Consider the following 16,302-nt stretch of genomic DNA (forward strand, 5'->3'; position numbering starts at 1 on the left):
TGTGATGGATTGGTGCCGCTGGTCGCGGCTAGTTCTTCAGACCCCCGGACCGGGGACTTCTTTGCGGCCGTGGGTCAGGGTGACCATCCGACCGCCCCGCCACTCCCGCCAGCGGTCCACCCAAGGCCCCCGGAAGGAGATGGCCCAAGTGGTCTCCAGCGCCTCCAGTTTGTGGAAGGTCGAGCGCGGGGTGAGCTTCCACTGCCCGCCCCGGAAGGCCTTGGTGGGCCCGTCGAGGTGGTGCTCCAGGACACGACCCTTGAGCCAGACCGTGAGAGCGTTGAAGGCGTGCTCGTGGAAGGCTTCGCGTGTCCCCTTCTCGAAACGGAGGAGGACAATGGACAGGGTCTTCTTGTGCTCGATGAGGAAATACCCTCTCACCCCAGACTTGGCCCCACCATCGGGGGCCGCCTGGAGGAGTTTCACTGTCCCACTCCCCGGAGCATCTCGGGGGTCCACAGGGTCAGCTCCTCGGTCTCCGGGTCGTACTCCCCGAAGCGCAGCAGCCGGGCCAGCCGGGCCGACACCAGCGCCTCCTCGGCTCCTTGGCCGACCTTCCGGTACTGAGAGACCACCGCCTCCCAGTAGTCCCGGGTGGGCTCGGCGACCCACTTCGTCACCTTCTGGCCCTTGTTGATGCCCCGGGTGATGACGCCTTCCTTGGCGGTCAGCCGGTGCGGGCTGTCGATGATCTCCGCGGCCCGCTTCATGCCCAGCCCAGGGCAGCCCTTGAAGCCGTCCACCGCATCCCCCGCGAGGGTCTGGATGAGGTGCCAGCGGTCGGCCTCCCACTGGGTGACCTCCCGGACGATGGGCTTGCCGCGGGCGTCGAGGTCCTTCCAGGTGTGGTGGAGCCCCGGGATGGACTTGAAGTCCTTGTCGCGGCCCACGCAGATGAGGCGGGGCGGAGCGCCGCAGAAGACCGGCTGGGGGTTGGCCGAGGCGCAATCCCCCCCGCACACGTCGCAGCCCGGTGGCGTGGTCATCTTGATGGACAGCACATCGTCTGCCTCAAGCCCCGCCCAGTGGTAGGCCCCGTGCCGCTCCCGGAGGTAGTCCTTCAGGTACCCCAGCAGGAGCGGGCGCTCGCCGGTGCGGTTCCCCTTGTAGGAGGGGTCCACCTGGAACCGCCAGTTGTCGGCGGGGTCCGTGAGGATGACCTCGAAGGAGTCGGCCCCGAGCCCGGTCTTCAGGCTCCACAGGGCGTTCTCCACGATGGCCTCGCCCTCGGCCTTATGGGCCATCGGGTAGACCCAGCCGTCTTCCCCTTCGACCACCTTCTGGGCAGCCGCGGCGCTGGAGAAGGCGACCACGTCCCCGTCGATGAGGAGGTGGGTCTTCACACCTTGCCCCTCGCCAGGTCGATCGCGAACACGGTGGCGCCCATCCCGGCGACAAGGACCAGGATCACCGCGGCCACCCCGAGGAGCCCGAAGCTCTCACTCGCCGCCAGCGCCACGTAGACGAAGCCGACGACCGAGCCCACGGCGATAACGAGGAGGCCGAGCAAGATGCCAAACGCCACCGCCCAGCCGAGGGCGAGTGTCTTCAGGGGTTTCATGTTCCGTGTCCCTTGTTGCGGAGCGCAAAGCCACCCTCAGGCGTAAGTCTCCAAGTTCGTGAGAAGCCCTTGCCGTCCAGGTCCACCACCGAGAGCCAGCCCATGGACGCCGCGAGGGCGACCACAACGGCTGCCTCACGGGCGATGTTGCTGGAGACGTACAGGGGGGTTCGGTGGCAGTGGGCGAGGAGGTCCCAGATGTCGTCTGGGAGGTCCCCGTGGTAGCCGATGCCGACCTGGGGGCGGCTACGGGTTTCATGCGGCACGGTAGAACGCCCCGTGCTCCACCTTCAGGTACGCCTCGACGTTGGCCGAAGCCTCCTCTGCGGTGTCGAAGGTCCCGAGGCACAAGACTTTCCGGTCCACGGTGGCGGCAGCCGTGAAGCGGCCGTTCCGTCTGCGGGTGACCCCGCGGGGGAGCCCGGACTTCCGCAGTCCACCAGGGCGGGCCCGGTTCCGGTTCTGTTCCTGGTGGGTGGCAGCCCGGAGGTTCTCCACCTCGTTGTTGGACCTGTCGGTGTCTCGGTGGTCCACCGTGCGGGGTAGAAAGCCCCACGCGAGTGCGAACTTGACCCGGTGGTAGGACACGAGAATGGACCGGCCGTTGCCGTCCGCCACCCCTACCTGGCCGTACCCACCACGCTTGGCTTGCGGCCGGAATTGGACCACCTTCCCGGTAGAGGCCCGGACGATGTCCTCGCCGACAAGGCGGAACTGCTCCAGGATTTCCCCGAGGAGGTCAGTGAGTTTCGGCCCAGGAGAGCCCGGTCTTGCCATCGGTGCGGTACCTTCCGCGGAGGCCCAGCAGCTCGCCGGCCTCCACCAGGGCCTCTTCGGCCAGTTGTCGGATGAGGGGGCCCAATCCGGGCCGGTGGGTTAGCTGGACCTCATCGTGGACCCAGAGCACCTGCTTGAAGTCCACCCCACGCTTGAGCCCTGCGGCCCGCAGCTTACGGTGGAGGATCATTTTCCAGACCTTGCACGATATGGCGCCGGCCGTCTGGAGGAGGGCGTTGAGCGCCGCGTGGGCCTTGCGGACGTGGATCTTGCTCCCGTCCATGGCCTTGAGCCATCCGCGCTCCGCCGCCTTGCCGACCTTCTCCTTGAGGTCCTTGATGCCGTCGATGCCCTTCTCGAAGGCGACGATGATCTGCCGGGCCTTGGAGATGCGGGCCTTCTGCATGTCGTCCAGCTTCAGGACGAAGTCCTCATCGAACCGCTTGGTCAGGCTCTTGAGGAGCATGGGGAGGCCCCGGTAGGCCAGCAGCTCGGGGACCTCCTCGGGGAGGACGATCATGGCCGGGTCGAGGGACAGCTTGTAGGCCGACCCGCCGTACACGTAGAGGTAAGTAGCCGTCTTCGTGTTGGCCCGGCTCATACCCGTTAGCTGGGCGTGCTCGGTGTGGGGGTCTCGGGTAGGATCGCAGACGCGATCTCGGAAAGCCCCGCCGTCAAGCGGCTCAAGGTAGTGTCCAAGGTCGATGAGTTCGAGGGCGGAGGCGTCAACTCCGGTGATCTCCCAGCCGGTGTCGGCCACGAATAGGTCTCGACACTCAAATCCGTACCGACCCGGTAGCCCCTTAAGTACCTCTTCGCGTACTGTCCCGTCATCGCCCTTCACCTTCTCTTTGCGGACGCTTGGTGTTCCCGACAGGTTGGGGTTCTTGTGCGTGCCGCGTCGGGTGACGGCGCCGCAAGTATCCATGCCGCCGTGGATGCGGCCCTCGGGGGTGACCAGGTTGAGCCAGGCCTTCTGCCCCTTCGAGAGGGTGCCGAGGGTCTTGGAGACCACGAAGTAGTCGAGGATGAGCCGGCGCATGGCCGCCGGGAGGACCGCATCCGGGATCTCCTCCAGGGTGCTCTCGTCCACGGAGGGCTTGCCGTCCTTGCCGAACTTCTTGGGCTTCCACCCGTAGACGGCCTGGAGCCTCATCCCGAGGTGATCGCGGGACCCCGGGTTGAAGGTGGTCCACTCGATGGGGACATGGCGGTCCCCCTTCGTCCGCAGCTCCTTGGGCGGCCCCACGTAGGCCTTCAGCTCCTTGCCGGTCTTCTCGGAGAACCGGCGGACGGTGATGTCCGGGAATTGCGGGAGGGCCCGCTCCTGGGTGGCGCCGATCTCCTCGCCCACCTCGGGGTCGCAGAGGGGCTGCCACCAGGAACCGAAGGCCTCCACCAGGAGGACCTCGATGCGCCGCTTCTCGTTCTGAAGGTCGGCCACCAGGGCCATGGCCTTCTCCCGGTCGAAGCGGACGCCGTCCTCCTCTTGTTCGTGGATGATCCGGGCGACCTCGTTCTCGGTCTCCAGGGTCAGCTCGGGCCACACCAAGGTGTCCGGGGGGCAATCCTTGGCCCAGCCTATCCGGCGCTCGATGAGCCGCCAGAGGGCCGCCCCGCCGCGGATGTCGCCCATGAGGTAGGTGGACATGGCGGGCTGCCAGGCGTCGAAGCCTCCGGTGTAGTCGCCCTTGTGGGTCCCGGTGCGGTAGCCCCACGCCGCCAGGGAGTGGGACTTCAGGTACTTGCCGGGCATCCGGCCTTCGTTGATCCGCTTGAGGTCCGGCCCAATGAGGGTGTCGTAGGGCCAGACCACCTTGGCCACCACCTGGCTGTCCCAGGCCTTGGCCGGGCGGGTCCACCAGGGGTAGAGCTTCTCGACGTATGGGAAGTCGTAGCCGATGCCGAAGTGGGCGATGAGGAGGTCCGCCTCGGCGACGAACCGGAGGCCCTCCTCGACGGAGTGGGGCCCGAGGTCCACCCCCCAGTAGAACTCCTCGCCGGTGTCGAGGTCGAGGGCAGCGTGGCACCAGACCTTGTCGCCGGCCCGCTTGTAGCTCGGGGTACCCTCCCGGCCCTGGGCCCGGAGGAGGCCGTTGCCTTCGGTGTCCCAGTAGAGGCGCCGCCCCTTGCCCGAGCGGCCGGCCTGGAGGAACGGCGTCGGGTTCCACTCTTCGTCCTCGGGGCGCCATCGGGTTGCCAGGGCGGCGCTCATGTCAGGGGCTCCTCATGTCGCCCGGGTCACCGCCCGCGGCATTGGTATTGGAGTTCGGTCGCCGCCGGGACCGCCGAGAAGGCGAGCACGATGCCCACGGTGGCGGTGGAGCCGGACGGCACCTGGCCTGAGGTCATCCAGAAGGAACACGCGGGCTTCTTCTGGCGGGCCGAGGCGAAGTTGACGGTGCACCCGGTGCCGCCGGTGGGCAGGGAGATGACCCCGTGGTCGTCCGTGGCGCCGTCCACGAGGCTGGCCGCCCCGCAGGAAACGAGTGTCGGGGCGTTGCCGCGGGACCAGAGGTGGTTGGCGTAGGAGAGGTCGCCGTTGTCCCAGGCCGCAGCCGAGTAGCCGGCGCCGCTGGTGCTGGAGCCGATCGTGAAGGCGCCGAGCCCGGCGTTCCGCCCGATGTAGTTGCCACCGTCCCACTCGATGAACGACGTGGTGGGGACGGCGATGGCTGTGCCGGCCGGGAAGGTCGCCCCCTTGAAGTCGAGGCCGCCCCCGGCGTGGCTCCCGGTTGCCTTGAGGACCACCTGAGAGTTGCTCTCGTCCAGCAGGAACGCGATGGCGTGGCGGCGACCGGAGAGGGCCCGGATGGTGGTGTCCGAGTTGCCGCCGTCCAGGATCACGTTGTCCTTGAGGACCGACCCCACGTCCCCGGGGCTCCCGGCAATGTGGATGAAGGCGTGGGCCCCGTAGGGCTGGGCCGAGCCGGAGTTGACCGCGCCAGAGCCGACGAACTGGTGGGCGAGGAATGGGTATGTCCCCGGGCCGCCGCCGCCGTAGAAGGTGCAAGCCATGAAGAACCGCGAGCCGGCCGACGAGTCCTCGTTGCCGTTGTTGCAGTCCTTCTCCTCACCCCAGGCAGTACCGGCGCCCTTGTAGCGAACCGAGAAGTTGAAGTTGGTGCACCAGATTTGGCCCGAGCCCTCCTCGGCGTTGCACGCGATGTTGAGCGCGGTCTTGCCGTCATGGATGCCGGGGCCGTAGAACTTCCAGACCACCGAGCCGTCCTGGTAGGACGTGGTGTTGCCGGTCGGGCCCTGGGAGCCCGTCGTGCCGCCCGCGACCGCCTGGTAGAGGCAGTCCTGGAGGTCGTTCTGGTAGCCTCCCCCGCCGTAGGCCCCGCAGACCGACCCGAAGACCTTGGCGATGTCGCCGGTGGCGAACGCCGTGCTGGGGGCCCAGCGCCCGTACTTGCCGGTCTTCGACGTGAAGTTGATGGCGAGGGCGTTCTCCTGGGAGTCCGGCCCCGTCTTCGTGGTCGTGTTGATGAGCATGTGCGACCGCAGGTGCGGTCCGTCCAGGCACCCGCCGATGGAGCAGTAGTCCACGTAGGGGCCCGAGGGCGTGATGAAGATGCCGTCCGGCTGCGGGGTGTTGGACGGGGCGTGGGCGTTGAGGAACGCCGGGACGCCGTTGGGCAGGATCTTGATGTGCCCCTTGAGGGCCGTGGTGCCGATCCCGAGCCCGTCGAGGGCGGGTGTCGGGCGGTCTGCCCCCAGGGCCGGCCAGGCGGCCAGCGCCAGGACCGCGGCGAGGACCAGCTTGCGGACCATCACAGGCCGTCCGAGGAGACCACGTTGTACTCGAAGACATCCTCGCCGGCCGGCTGGAGCACCGGGCGGGTGTACCAGTCGGTGGGCTTGAGGGCCTTCGCCAGGGCGAGCGCCTGGGCCGGGGTGGAGGCCGTCACGTAGGCCTCGGTGACATGGTGGGCGATGCGGACAACGCGCATCATCCCGGCGGCCGGAGCCGCGGGTTGGGTGGCCATGGGTTAGTCTCCGTGTTTGAGGATGGTCCGCCGGGCGGCGTCACTGGGTGCGAGCGATCTCCAGCCAATACTCACCCGTGTAGGTCAGCGTGAGGGTGGAGCCGGCGGAGCTGGTGAAGCTGGTTCCGCCGCGGAGACGGATGCGGGTGTTGTGGGCGATCGTGCTGTTTGCGTTCTGCCCGATGATCGTGATCTGGCGGCCGGCCTCGGCGTTGGTGAAGTCCGTATAGGTCGCGGGTGCGCTGTCCGCCGCCAGGAAGTGTCGTTGGAACCACGCACCCACATTCAGCGAACCACCACCGACCATCGGGATGAACCACGGGTCGGCCCCAGTTTGGACCGGGGTGTTGTTGCGGCTTATCGTGTTGAGCCCGATGCGCTTCTGCCAGCCGCTCACCGTCCCGGTGGCGGTGTTGTCGGCCACCGTGTTGGTGGACCCCTGGTTCCCGAAGTCGAAGACCCAGTCCACGGTCAGGAACTTGTTGGCTTGAATGAGGTTGCCATCACCGCCAGAGGCGTCCAGCCCGATGGCCTCACCGCCAGCCGAACCGCCGCCAGCAAACCCGACGATGGTGTTGTGGTGGATGTTATTGTCCACGGCATAGTACGTCACGCCGCCAGCCGTGTACGCGCCGAGCACAACCCCCTTGAACGGCTGCGATGAGCCGCCCCACTTGTAGAACAGGTTGTCTGAGATGACGCCCTGCGAGGCGCCGTTGATGGCAACAGCCCGCGTAAAGGCGTTGATGTGGTTACGGCTGATGAAGAACCCAGGGTGGGCCCGCGCGTTGGGCCACACCACGCCCTGGTCCACCGCGACCCCGGTGTTGTCCACCCAGTGGAGGCCTTCGCAGTCCCCCGAAACCAAGCCCAGGTACTTCGCGAAGAAGACGTTGACGCCCGTAATCTTGCCGTCCGAGCACCCGCCGCCACTCTCACCTGTGATGCTGATGGCGGCGGCCATGTTAAGGTCGGGGAAGGCCGTCGCGCTCCCGACATCCTTGCCTCGAATGTGGAGCCCATGGATGTCAAAGCCCCAGAGGTTGTAGGCGTCTACACCCTTGGCCCAGTACGTTGTGTTGTTGCCGACCCCCGCAATCTCGACGTTCTCAAGTCGGGGCCCCTTAAAGATGTTGGAGGGGGCCGGGGCGTACCGGAGCGTGAGAGCCGCGTTGCCGCCCGTCTGGTCCACCACGGTGATGAGGCTCATGTCCCGGACCGTCACCGGTCGCAGGGCGTCCCCGGGGGCCGCCGAGAGGCCGGCCTGTCCCGGCACCGCCGAGGTGAACTGGACGACTGTAACCCCCGGGCCGTCACCCACCCAGTTTACCGCCTTACCATCGCAGGCCAGGCGCCCCCCCGTGGAGTAGGTGCGGCCGGGGATGTAAAGGGTGCCGCCCGTGAGGGGCAGGCTGGCGCAGGCCGCCGCGACCTTCGCGCTGAGGTCTGGCCCCGCGAACGCCACCACGTTGGCCCTGTCCGAGAACCACTCCGTAAGGGTTCGCGCCGAGGCCGAACCTGCGGCGCGGGCACTCATCGAGCCAATAGCCCCGGTGGACCCCTCCCCTTGGAGGATTAGGCGGTCCAGGATGGGCGCGGGGTAGGGGTTCCCCCAGGCCGGGCCCGCGAGGAGGGGGAGGAGCAGCGCCGCGACGAGGGGGTGTCGCGTCGCGCGAACCTTCCCGGGCGCCGACGCTGGGTTCTGCGCCATTTCAGGTACCTCGATGTCAACCGTTGGTGGGGAAAGCCTTGCCGCCGTTTCGGAGGACGAACTGCTTGCGGCGAACCGCGGCGGCGATGTCGTGCTCCACCCGGCGGCAGTATTCCAGGTAGTGCTCCTGGCCATCCAGGAGCGGCACCTCGGCGGCCTTCTCCAGGAGCCCGTCCGGGTCCTTGTAGGCGGGGAGGTCGTGGTAGTTGATGCCGTAGTTCTGGAGGGCGGAGTAGCCCATGATCTGCATCTGGACGAACGCCTGGGCCATCTGGTGCCGGACGGCGGCCACCTGGGCCTGCTCCTCCAGCTCCCGGACGCGGGCCCGCAGGTTCTCGTTCACCTCGGCCAGGGGCTTCGGCGCCACCTCCCAGTCCAGGTGGACACGGGCCGGGAGGGTCTCGATGGTGTTCATGATGGTTGGGTCTCGTGAGTAGGTTGCGGGAGGGGCCGGTCAATACTCATCGACCGGCGGGAAGCCATCCTTCTTGGCTCCCCCTCCGTTGCCCTTCTCGGGGAACGGCTCGTTGGTTGGCAGGAGGCGGCCCGTCCCAAGGTTGTACTTGAGGTGGACCATAACGCCTGTCTTCGAGCGGGGCCGATTCTTCAGGCTCCGCAGCCGCGTGATGAGGGAGGCTTCCCCCTCGGCCTGCTGGTTGCGCTCGTGCCCAACGACGATGGAGGCGAAGTTGGCGATACCGCCGCTGCCTCGCACCTGGTTGAGGGAGGTCTGTGCTCCCTCCTCATGGGCCGTACCCATGGGTCGCGTGAGGTGGTGGGTCACCTGAAGGTGGACCCCCAGCTCCTTTGCGAGTGCGGCGAGGTCACGGGACACCTTGTCGAGGGTGCGCCGCTCGTCCTCGCCTTGCTCCAGGCCCGCCGCGATGAAGCTCAACGGGTCCAGGAAGCCGATCTGGCAGTCCAGCGCCTTGGCGCAGAACCGCACGTAACTGAGGATGGCGTCCACCGTCCATTCGGCCGTCTCGGGGTCGAAGAGGTGGACGTTGCCGGCGCCGAAGACCTCCGCGTGGAGCCGCAGCATGTCCTCGTCGCACAGGGGATTGATGTCGAGCCGGAGCGAGGTGTGGACGGAGAGGAGCCGCAGGAGCACGTCCCGCCGGCTGTCCTCGAAGCCCATGTGGAAGCACCGGGCCCCCTGGCGGTGGACCAGGTCATACTCCAGCTCGGCGATGGCGGTGGTCTTGCCGAGCCCGGTGCCGGCCACATGGTAGACCACCTGGCCCGGCCGGATGGGGCCGAGGAACGCATGGACCTCGGGCCACACCCACTCGAAGCTCCAGCCGGTGGCGTCCTCCTCCTTGGGCGCCACCACGTCCTTCGCCAGGTCCGCGGCATTGCGGATACCCGCAGGCGTCCATTTGGTCGCCGCGAAGATGGCCGTGGTGATGTCCCCGGGCCGGTCCTGCTGGAGGCAGTCCGAGGCGTCCTTCAGCCCCTCCGGCGCCTTGGCGACCCGCACCTTGCCGACCTTGAACAGCTTGGCGCACTCGTCCACGGCGGCCTGGCCGGGCTCGTCGGCGTCGAACCAGAGGATAATCTCCTCGAAGCGGTCGAGCCAGAGGTAGTTGGCCTTGAGCACCTTCGCGGCACCCTTGGCCCCCGTGTTGACGGAGACGCAGGCGAACTTGAAGTCCGACACCTGGGCCACCGACATGGCGTCCAGCTCGCCCTCGGTGATGACCACCTTGCGGTCGAAGCGGTCCCCGAAGACGTGGCGGCCCCAGAGCTGGCACTCGCCGATGGAAGGGGCCTCGGGGTGGGCCTTTAGGACCAAGAAGTCCTTGCTCGGGGTGCGGACCTTCTGGCCGGCCGGCTCGCCGTCTTGGTCGAAGTAGGGGGCGACCTGGCAGGGCTGCCCCTTGAAGCCCGCTACGAAGTAGCCGAACCGTCGAAGCGTCGCGCTCTCGATGCGGCGGACGCCAAGCTTACTGAAGGCGCCGTCTCCGGGGACGAGGAGAGCGGGCGCTTCGGTCCGGGGTCGAGAAGCTCGGACATGATGAGCGTCTGGAGCACCTGCCCCTTCGTCGCCCCCGGGTGGAGGCGTGTGATGGCCGCACGAGTAGCAATGGGTGTGGAGGTCGGCATAGGTGGCCTTTGCGTCTGACGACCCGCACTTCTCGCAGGGTCCCTTGGAAACGATGTCGGCGTTGGTCGCCGCGAAGCTCGGGTAGGGCGGGGGCATGGGTCTCCGTCCGGGACTTTTCCGGGACTGGTTGCGCCGTGAGCCCGTGGGTAAGGCCCGGTGTTCCTCGAAGGTTCGCACCCCGGGGGTCGCCTCACGGCGCCACTCCCAGGGGAACTCGTTCTGCAATCTCAATGGGTTGCCAGCGGCGAGCCTAAGGGCTCTAGCCTGGACTGGGCCCAGCGCCATCATGCAAAGGCTGCACGAGCGCGACCTGTCGGGCGTGATCCTGGCGAGAAGCCTCGGCTACGATCACCTGATGCTGCCGATGGAGTTCGAGCCGGAGCGCGCCTGCGCCACCCGGATCGGCTTTTCCGACCCGCGCCGCGAGCCGGGCGAGCTGCTGTTTCCGGCCCGCTTTCCCAAACACGTGGTGGAGCGCGACACGGCGACGATGGGCGCCTACGCGGCGGCCGGCCAGTACCAGCAGCGCCCGGCCCCCCGGGACGGCGGGTTGTTCAAGCGCGGCTGGTTCACCCTCGTGCGGGCGGTCCCGGCCGGCTGCACCGAAGTGCGGGCCTGGGACCTCGCGGCGAGCGTGCCGAGGCCTGGGCGCCAGCCGGACTACACCGCGGGCGTCAAGCTCGCGCGCAGCCCCGACGGGCGGCTCTACGTCCGCGATGTCCGCCGCGACCGGCTTTCGGCCGGCGGCGTCGAGCGGCTGATCCTCGCCACCGCCGCCGAGGACGGCCCGGCCTGCCGGATCTCGCTGCCGCAGGACCCGGGCCAAGCCGGCAAGGCGCAGGCGCAGTACCTCGTCGGGCGGCTTGCCGGCTACGACGCGCGGGCGAGCCCGGAGAGCGGCGACAAGGCGACCCGCGCCGCGCCGGTCTCGGCCCAGGCCGAGGCCGGCAACTTCCACCTCGTCGCCGGGCCCTGGAACGAGGCCTTCCTCGACGAGCTCTGCACGTTTCCCAACGGCGCCTTCCTCGACCAGGTCGACGCCCTCTCGCGCGCCTTCTCGGCGCTGGCCCGGCCGGGATACGGCCTGCTCGGAGTCCTGTGATGTGGCTCGCCGACCGCCTCGCCAACCTCGTCTCCGGCCTCGGCGGGCCGCGGGACAAGAGCACCGGCAACCTGCACGTCCACGTGCCTCGCGCCCGGGCCGAGCTCGACGCCGCCTACCGGGACAACTGGCTCGCCCGCAAGGTCGTCGACATCGTGCCCTTCGACATGCTGCGCGAGTGGCGTGCCTGGCAGGCGCCGCCCGAGGTCGCGGCGGCTCTTGCCGCCAGCGAGGCGCGCCTCGCCCTGCGCGAGCGCCTGCTCCAGGCCCTGCGGCTCGCGCGCCTGCACGGCGGTGCCGCGCTCCTGATCGGCGACGGCGCGCCCGATCCGGCCCGGGCGCTCGATCCCGAGACGATCGGGCAGGGGGGATTGCGCTACCTCCACGTCCTGCCCCGCACCGCGATCCAGCCCGGCCCGGTCGAGCGCGATCCGCTCTCGGCGTGGTTCGGCGAGCCGAGGGGTTACACGGTCGCCGGCGGGCAGGCGGTCCATCCGTCACGCGTCGTGCGCTTCCTCGGCGCCGCCCTGCCGGACGATGCGGTCGGTGACGGCTGGGGCGACAGCGTGCTCCAGGCGCTGCTCGAGGCGATCGACCAGGCGACGGCGGCGGCCGCCCACATCGCCGCGATGCTGCCCGAGGCCAAGCAGGACGTGATCTCGGTGCCGGGCCTGTCGCAAGCCCTCTCGACGGAGGACGGCACCCGCCTCGTCACCGAGCGCTTCGCCTACGCGGCCCGGATGAAGGGCCTGTTCGGGATGCTGCTGCTCGAAGGCGACGGCCGCTCGCCGGAGGGCGAGCGCTACCAGCAGAAGCAGCTCGACTTCTCCGGCCTGCCGGAGGTGGCCCGCCTCTTCCTTCAGGTCGCGGCGGGCGCCGCCGACATCCCGGTGACGCGGCTGCTCGGGCAGTCGCCAGCGGGCCTCAACGCCACGGGCGAATCGGACACCCGCAACTACCACGACCACGTCGCGGCCCGTCAGACCGTCGAGCTCACCCCCGCCATCGCCCGCCTCGACCGGCTGCTGATCCGCGACGCGCTCGGCCGCGACGAGCCCGTCCTGCGCTACGCCTGGCGGCCTCTCGCCCAGGCGAGCGAGCGCGAGAAGGCGGAAGTCGGCCGCCTCAAGGCCGAGACCGCCGCGATGCTCGCCCGCGAGGGCGTGGTGCCGACGGACGTCCTCGTCCGCGGCGTCGAGGGCTGGCTTTCCGCCGCCGACCTCTTCCCCGGCATCGCCGCGGCCTACGGACGGCCGGCGGGCTGAGCCGGGTTTCCAACCCACTCCCGAGCGGACCGACACGGTCACATCCCCGAGAAAGGCGCGGCTTCTCTCCTCGTCCCGCGGGCGGGGAGAGGGCTGCGGACCCCTTGTCGGGTCTGCAGCAAGCGAAGGCGAAGCCGAAGCGGGGTTGAGGGGGGGCTCGACGCCTGAGGCTCCCCCGGAAACACCCCCTCACCCTCGGCCGCCGCCTCGCCGCGTCACCTGAACGGTGGCGCTGCCCTCTCCCCGCCCGCGGGGAAAGGAGAGATGCGCGCGACCCGGCCTGTGACCCCACGAGCCCGATCGGGAGCGAGGCTTCCCCACCTCCCACCACGAGACATCCCCCATGCACATCTTCGACCGACTCAGCCTCGGCCCCGCGGCCGAGATCGCGGGCGCGCGCCCGCTCGGCAACGGTGCCCTGGTAGTGCAGGCCCGCGCGGCGCGGGCCGGCAACGTCCAGGTCTATCGCGGCGACGAGGTCGCCCGGCCGGACCTTGCGCAGGTGCGCATCTACCGCGACCCCGACGAGATCTTTCGGCCCGAATCCCTGCGCAGCTTCGGCCACAAGCCCGTCACCCTCGATCATCCGCCCGAGGCGGTGACGCCGCGGACCTGGCGCGGCGTCGCCCGGGGCCATGTCGGCGACGAGGTGGTGCGCGACGGGGAGTTCGTCCGCATCCCGATGCTGCTCGCCGATTCCGCCGCCATCGCGGCGGTGCAGGGCGGGCGGCGCGAGGTCTCGGTCGGGTATACCTGCGACCTCGACTGGACCCCCGGCACCGCCCCGGACGGCAGCCCCTACGACGCTCGCCAGACGATGGTCGTCGTCGACCACGTCGCCATCGTGGCCCAGGGCCGCGCCGGCCCGGAGTGCCGGATCGGCGATTCGGACCTCGCCCGGCGCCTCGCCGAGGCCGAGGGAAGGGCGCAGGCCGCCGAGACCGCCCTGGCCCAGCGCGACGGCGAGGTCGCGGCGCTCCGCGCCCGGGTGCCGGACATCTCCGCCCTCGACGCGCTCGCGGCCGAGCGCGGCGCCCTGGTGGCGCAAGCCCGCCGCATCCTCGGCGACGCCTTCGAGCCCGCCGGCCTCAATGCCGACGCGATCCGGCGTGCCGCCGTCGCCCGGGCCCTCGGCGAGGCGGAAGCCAGCGGCATGGGCGCCGCCGCGATCGAGGGCGCCTTCCGGGTGATCGCCGCCGGACCGCGCCACGTCTCCGCGCCCCAGGCTCCGGATCCGCTGCGCGACGCCCTGCGCCAGCGCCCCGACGCCCCGACGCAAGCCCCGCTCACCCAAGAAGCGGCCCACGCCGTCATGGTCGAGACCCTCCGCAACGCTTGGAAACCCGCCGGAGCCCGCTGATGCCCCCCGTCCAGACCAGCTATCCCACCCGCCCGGCCGCCGCCTACGAGGGCATGGCCGCCGATCAGAATCCCGCGACGATCCTGAGCCGCACCGTCGAGACCCCGGAGGGAATCGGCTTCGGCCGCGCCGCCTTCCAGGGCGCCCGTGACGAGAGCATCGCCGCCGCCGGCGCGGTCTTCCGCGGCATCGTGCTGGCCGACCGCAACGCGCGGCCGTCCCCGAGCGGCGCCGACCTCTTCGCCAAGGGCGAGACCGCGCCCGTGATGGTGCGCGGCGCGGTCTGGGTGGTCACGGCCTCGGCCGCGAGCGCCGGCGGCTCGGCCTACGTGACGCCCGCCGGCGCGATCACCGCCGCCGCCTCCGGCAACGCCCCGATCCCGAACGCCCTGTTCGACACCTCCGCGCCCGCGGGCGGCCTCGTCCGCCTGCGCCTGAACTGAAGTGAGGCTCGCCATGACCCGCACCCTCGTCACCGACGCGCCCCGGGCGCTCGCCTTCCTGGTCAGCCAGCAAGCCTTCATCGAGCCGACCGTCTACCGCGCCCAGTACCCGGCGATCCGCTATCCACGCCTCGTCCCGGTCGATACCGCGGCGCCCGAATGGGTGCCGACCGTGACCTACTTCTCGGTCGACCGGGTCGGGCAGGCGACCTGGGTCCACGGCGCCGCCGCCGACGTGCCGAAGGTCGAGCTGACGCGCCGCCAGCACGAGACCGCCGTCGCCATGGCGGGGATCGGCTACGGCTACGACCTCGAGGAACTCGGCAAGGCCCAGTTGCTGGGCATGAACCTCGACGCCGACAAGGCGGACGCGGCGCGGCTCGCCTCGGAGGAGTTCATCGACCAGGTCGCGCTCATGGGCGACCCGGCCAAGGGTTTCTCCGGGCTTCTCAACCACCCGGGCGTGACGGTCGGCAGCGCCGCCGCGACGGGCGCCGACGGCAGCACTGCCTGGGCCCGGAAGACGCCCGAGCAGATCCTCGCCGACGTCAACGGCCAGCTGATCGGGATCTTCACCGGATCGAACACCGTCGAGATGGCCGACACCCTGCTGCTGCCCTACGAGCAGATGCTCGGCATCGGGCTTCGCCGCCTCGACGGAATCAGCCCGCTCACCCTGCTGGACTGGATCCGGCGCCACAACGTCTACACCTTGGAGACCGGCCAGGAGCTGACGGTCTACGGCGTGCGGGCGCTCGAGACGGCCGGCACCGGCGGCAGCGCCCGCCTCGTCGCCTATCGCCGCGACCCTTCCGTGCTAAAGCTGTGGCTGCCGATGCCGTTCCGGTTCTTCCCGGCCTGGCAGACTGGCCCGTGGCGCTTCGAGGTACCGGGGGCCTTCCGGCTCGGCGGCCTCGACATCCGCCGCCCCGCCGCCTGCCGCTACCTCGACGGCATCTAGGAGGGAGCGAGCATGATGCGGGTGACGAACCACGCCGCCGGCCCTCGGCTGGTCTGGCCGAAGGGCGCGCGGGCGCCCCGACTCCTGGTGCCCGGCGAGAGCGCGGTCCTCGCGCTTCCCGACCGGCCCGACCCCTGCCTCGCCGCCTGGGCGGCGGCCGGGGAGGTGCGGATCGAGGCGGCGGAGCCCGGCCCCGACCCCCGGCCCGACCTCCGGCCCGAGCGCCGCCGCGGCCGCGAGCGTCCGACCTCCGGCGGGGAGGCGTGAGATGGCGGACGCGATCGCGCCGGACGCCTTCCGGGCCCGCTTCCCGGCCTTCGCGAGCGTCGCCGACGCCGTCGTCGCCGGGGCGCTTGCCGAGGCAGCCCCGCGGGTCGGGGTGGGATGGCCGGCGGCGGAGGCCGCCCTCGGGCGGATGCTGCACGCCGCCCACACGCTGACCCTCGACGGGCAGGGCGGACCGGAGGCCGAGCTCGCCCGGGCGGGCGCCCTCGACCTCAAGGCCCTGCGCTCCGGCACGCTCCACATCGAGCGCCGGGATCCGGCCCCGGACGCCGCCCCGGGCACCCTCGGGCTCACCTCCTACGGGCGGCGCTTCCACGAGGTGGTGCGCCGCAACAGCCCCGGCGTGGCGGTGGTGTGATGGGACTCCTCGACGGTCTCGGCCGCCATCTCGGGAGGGTGCTCGCCCCCCTGTTCGACGCCGCCATCCTGCACCGGGCCGGCCTCGCCGACGAGCCGGTCCGGGCCCGGATCGAGAGCGTCCGGGAGGCGGGCGAGGAGCCCGGCCTGCCGGGCCGCCTGGTGCGGGCGGTCGTGCTGACGCCGGGGGCCGCCCCGAACCCCGACGACGAGATCACCCTGGCGGGAATCCGCCACCGCATCGTCGCGGTGGAGACCGACCCCACCGGCAGCCACGCCCTCATCCAGGGGAGACCGTTGTGACGCAGAGAGCCGAGACCGGCCCGCTCCAGGCGCGCCTCGCGCGGCTGGCCCGGGCCGGCGGGGAGGCCGCCCGGCGAC

At 70.4% G+C, this 16,302-nt stretch carries 18 protein-coding genes; 8 read left to right on the forward strand and 10 right to left on the reverse strand.

All coding sequences use genetic code 11. The annotated features are described in order from the left end of the window. Positions 1–36 precede the first annotated feature (36 nt). The 10 genes from HPY23_RS28620 to HPY23_RS28665 all read right to left on the reverse strand — a co-directional run bounded on the left by HPY23_RS28620 (position 37) and on the right by HPY23_RS28665 (position 10,244). Positions 37–381: a cupin domain-containing protein gene (locus HPY23_RS28620; protein WP_200646634.1), complete on the reverse strand. Its 345-nt coding sequence runs from the start codon at positions 379–381 to the stop codon at positions 37–39. A 41-nt stretch (positions 382–422) separates the two neighbouring features. Beyond that, positions 423–1,343: a hypothetical protein gene (locus tag HPY23_RS28625; RefSeq protein ID WP_200601541.1), complete on the reverse strand. Its 921-nt coding sequence runs from the start codon at positions 1,341–1,343 to the stop codon at positions 423–425. Beyond that, positions 1,340–1,561, reverse strand: coding sequence for a hypothetical protein (locus tag HPY23_RS28630; RefSeq protein ID WP_200601540.1), 222 nt, complete (start codon positions 1,559–1,561; stop codon positions 1,340–1,342). Before HPY23_RS28630 ends, HPY23_RS28625 begins: the two co-directional genes overlap by 4 nt. A 255-nt stretch (positions 1,562–1,816) precedes the next feature. Then, entirely contained in the window at positions 1,817–2,338 is a 522-nt protein-coding gene (locus tag HPY23_RS28635; protein WP_200601539.1) for an HNH endonuclease, read from the reverse strand. Then, positions 2,301–4,553: a DNA polymerase gene (locus tag HPY23_RS28640; RefSeq protein ID WP_200601538.1), complete on the reverse strand. Its 2,253-nt coding sequence runs from the start codon at positions 4,551–4,553 to the stop codon at positions 2,301–2,303. The genes HPY23_RS28635 and HPY23_RS28640 overlap by 38 nt, the downstream gene beginning before the upstream one ends. 26 nt (positions 4,554–4,579) lie before the next feature. After that, complete coding sequence (locus HPY23_RS28645; protein WP_200601537.1) at positions 4,580–6,115, reverse strand: hypothetical protein; 1,536 nt, start codon at positions 6,113–6,115, stop codon at positions 4,580–4,582. After that, positions 6,115–6,330, reverse strand: coding sequence for a hypothetical protein (locus HPY23_RS28650; RefSeq protein WP_200601536.1), 216 nt, complete (start codon positions 6,328–6,330; stop codon positions 6,115–6,117). Before HPY23_RS28650 ends, HPY23_RS28645 begins: the two co-directional genes overlap by 1 nt. A gap of 40 nt (positions 6,331–6,370) precedes the next feature. Beyond that, positions 6,371–7,798 (reverse strand): hypothetical protein, encoded by a 1,428-nt coding sequence (locus HPY23_RS28655; RefSeq protein ID WP_200601535.1) that lies wholly within the window; start codon positions 7,796–7,798, stop codon positions 6,371–6,373. Positions 7,799–8,057: 259 nt separating this feature from the next. Further along, the gene (locus HPY23_RS28660) at positions 8,058–8,456 is read right to left on the reverse strand and encodes a hypothetical protein (protein ID WP_200601534.1); all 399 of its coding nucleotides are present in this window, start codon (positions 8,454–8,456) and stop codon (positions 8,058–8,060) included. Between the two features lie 39 nt (positions 8,457–8,495). After that, positions 8,496–10,244: a DnaB-like helicase C-terminal domain-containing protein gene (locus tag HPY23_RS28665; RefSeq protein WP_200601533.1), complete on the reverse strand. Its 1,749-nt coding sequence runs from the start codon at positions 10,242–10,244 to the stop codon at positions 8,496–8,498. 190 nt (positions 10,245–10,434) lie between these two features. On the opposite strand from HPY23_RS28665, the gene terL reads away from it, so the two are divergent. From terL to HPY23_RS28705, 8 genes are all read left to right on the forward strand, one after another. Continuing rightward, a complete protein-coding gene (gene terL, locus HPY23_RS28670) occupies positions 10,435–11,250 on the forward strand; it encodes a phage terminase large subunit (protein WP_329618764.1) in 816 nt (271 codons plus the stop codon). Beyond that, the gene (locus tag HPY23_RS28675) at positions 11,250–12,515 is read left to right on the forward strand and encodes a DUF1073 domain-containing protein (protein WP_091891399.1); all 1,266 of its coding nucleotides are present in this window, start codon (positions 11,250–11,252) and stop codon (positions 12,513–12,515) included. Before terL ends, HPY23_RS28675 begins: the two co-directional genes overlap by 1 nt. A 343-nt stretch (positions 12,516–12,858) precedes the next feature. After that, positions 12,859–13,875 carry a DUF2213 domain-containing protein gene (locus tag HPY23_RS33685; protein WP_091891402.1) on the forward strand — a complete coding sequence of 339 codons (1,017 nt, stop codon included), beginning with the start codon at positions 12,859–12,861 and terminating at the stop codon, positions 13,873–13,875. After that, entirely contained in the window at positions 13,875–14,318 is a 444-nt protein-coding gene (locus tag HPY23_RS28685; protein WP_091891406.1) for a structural cement protein Gp24, read from the forward strand. Before HPY23_RS33685 ends, HPY23_RS28685 begins: the two co-directional genes overlap by 1 nt. 13 nt (positions 14,319–14,331) lie before the next feature. Further along, the gene (locus HPY23_RS28690) at positions 14,332–15,279 is read left to right on the forward strand and encodes a DUF2184 domain-containing protein (RefSeq protein ID WP_091891409.1); all 948 of its coding nucleotides are present in this window, start codon (positions 14,332–14,334) and stop codon (positions 15,277–15,279) included. A gap of 12 nt (positions 15,280–15,291) precedes the next feature. Then, the gene (locus tag HPY23_RS28695) at positions 15,292–15,546 is read left to right on the forward strand and encodes a hypothetical protein (protein ID WP_060848813.1); all 255 of its coding nucleotides are present in this window, start codon (positions 15,292–15,294) and stop codon (positions 15,544–15,546) included. Between the two features lies 1 nt (position 15,547). Next, the gene (locus HPY23_RS28700) at positions 15,548–15,922 is read left to right on the forward strand and encodes a DUF4054 domain-containing protein (protein WP_091891411.1); all 375 of its coding nucleotides are present in this window, start codon (positions 15,548–15,550) and stop codon (positions 15,920–15,922) included. Further along, positions 15,922–16,224 (forward strand): hypothetical protein, encoded by a 303-nt coding sequence (locus tag HPY23_RS28705; RefSeq protein ID WP_139235079.1) that lies wholly within the window; start codon positions 15,922–15,924, stop codon positions 16,222–16,224. Before HPY23_RS28700 ends, HPY23_RS28705 begins: the two co-directional genes overlap by 1 nt. The last annotated feature ends 78 nt before the right edge of the window (positions 16,225–16,302 follow it).

The sequence above is a fragment of the Methylobacterium ajmalii genome (assembly GCF_016613415.1).
Classification (GTDB): domain Bacteria; phylum Pseudomonadota; class Alphaproteobacteria; order Rhizobiales; family Beijerinckiaceae; genus Methylobacterium; species Methylobacterium ajmalii.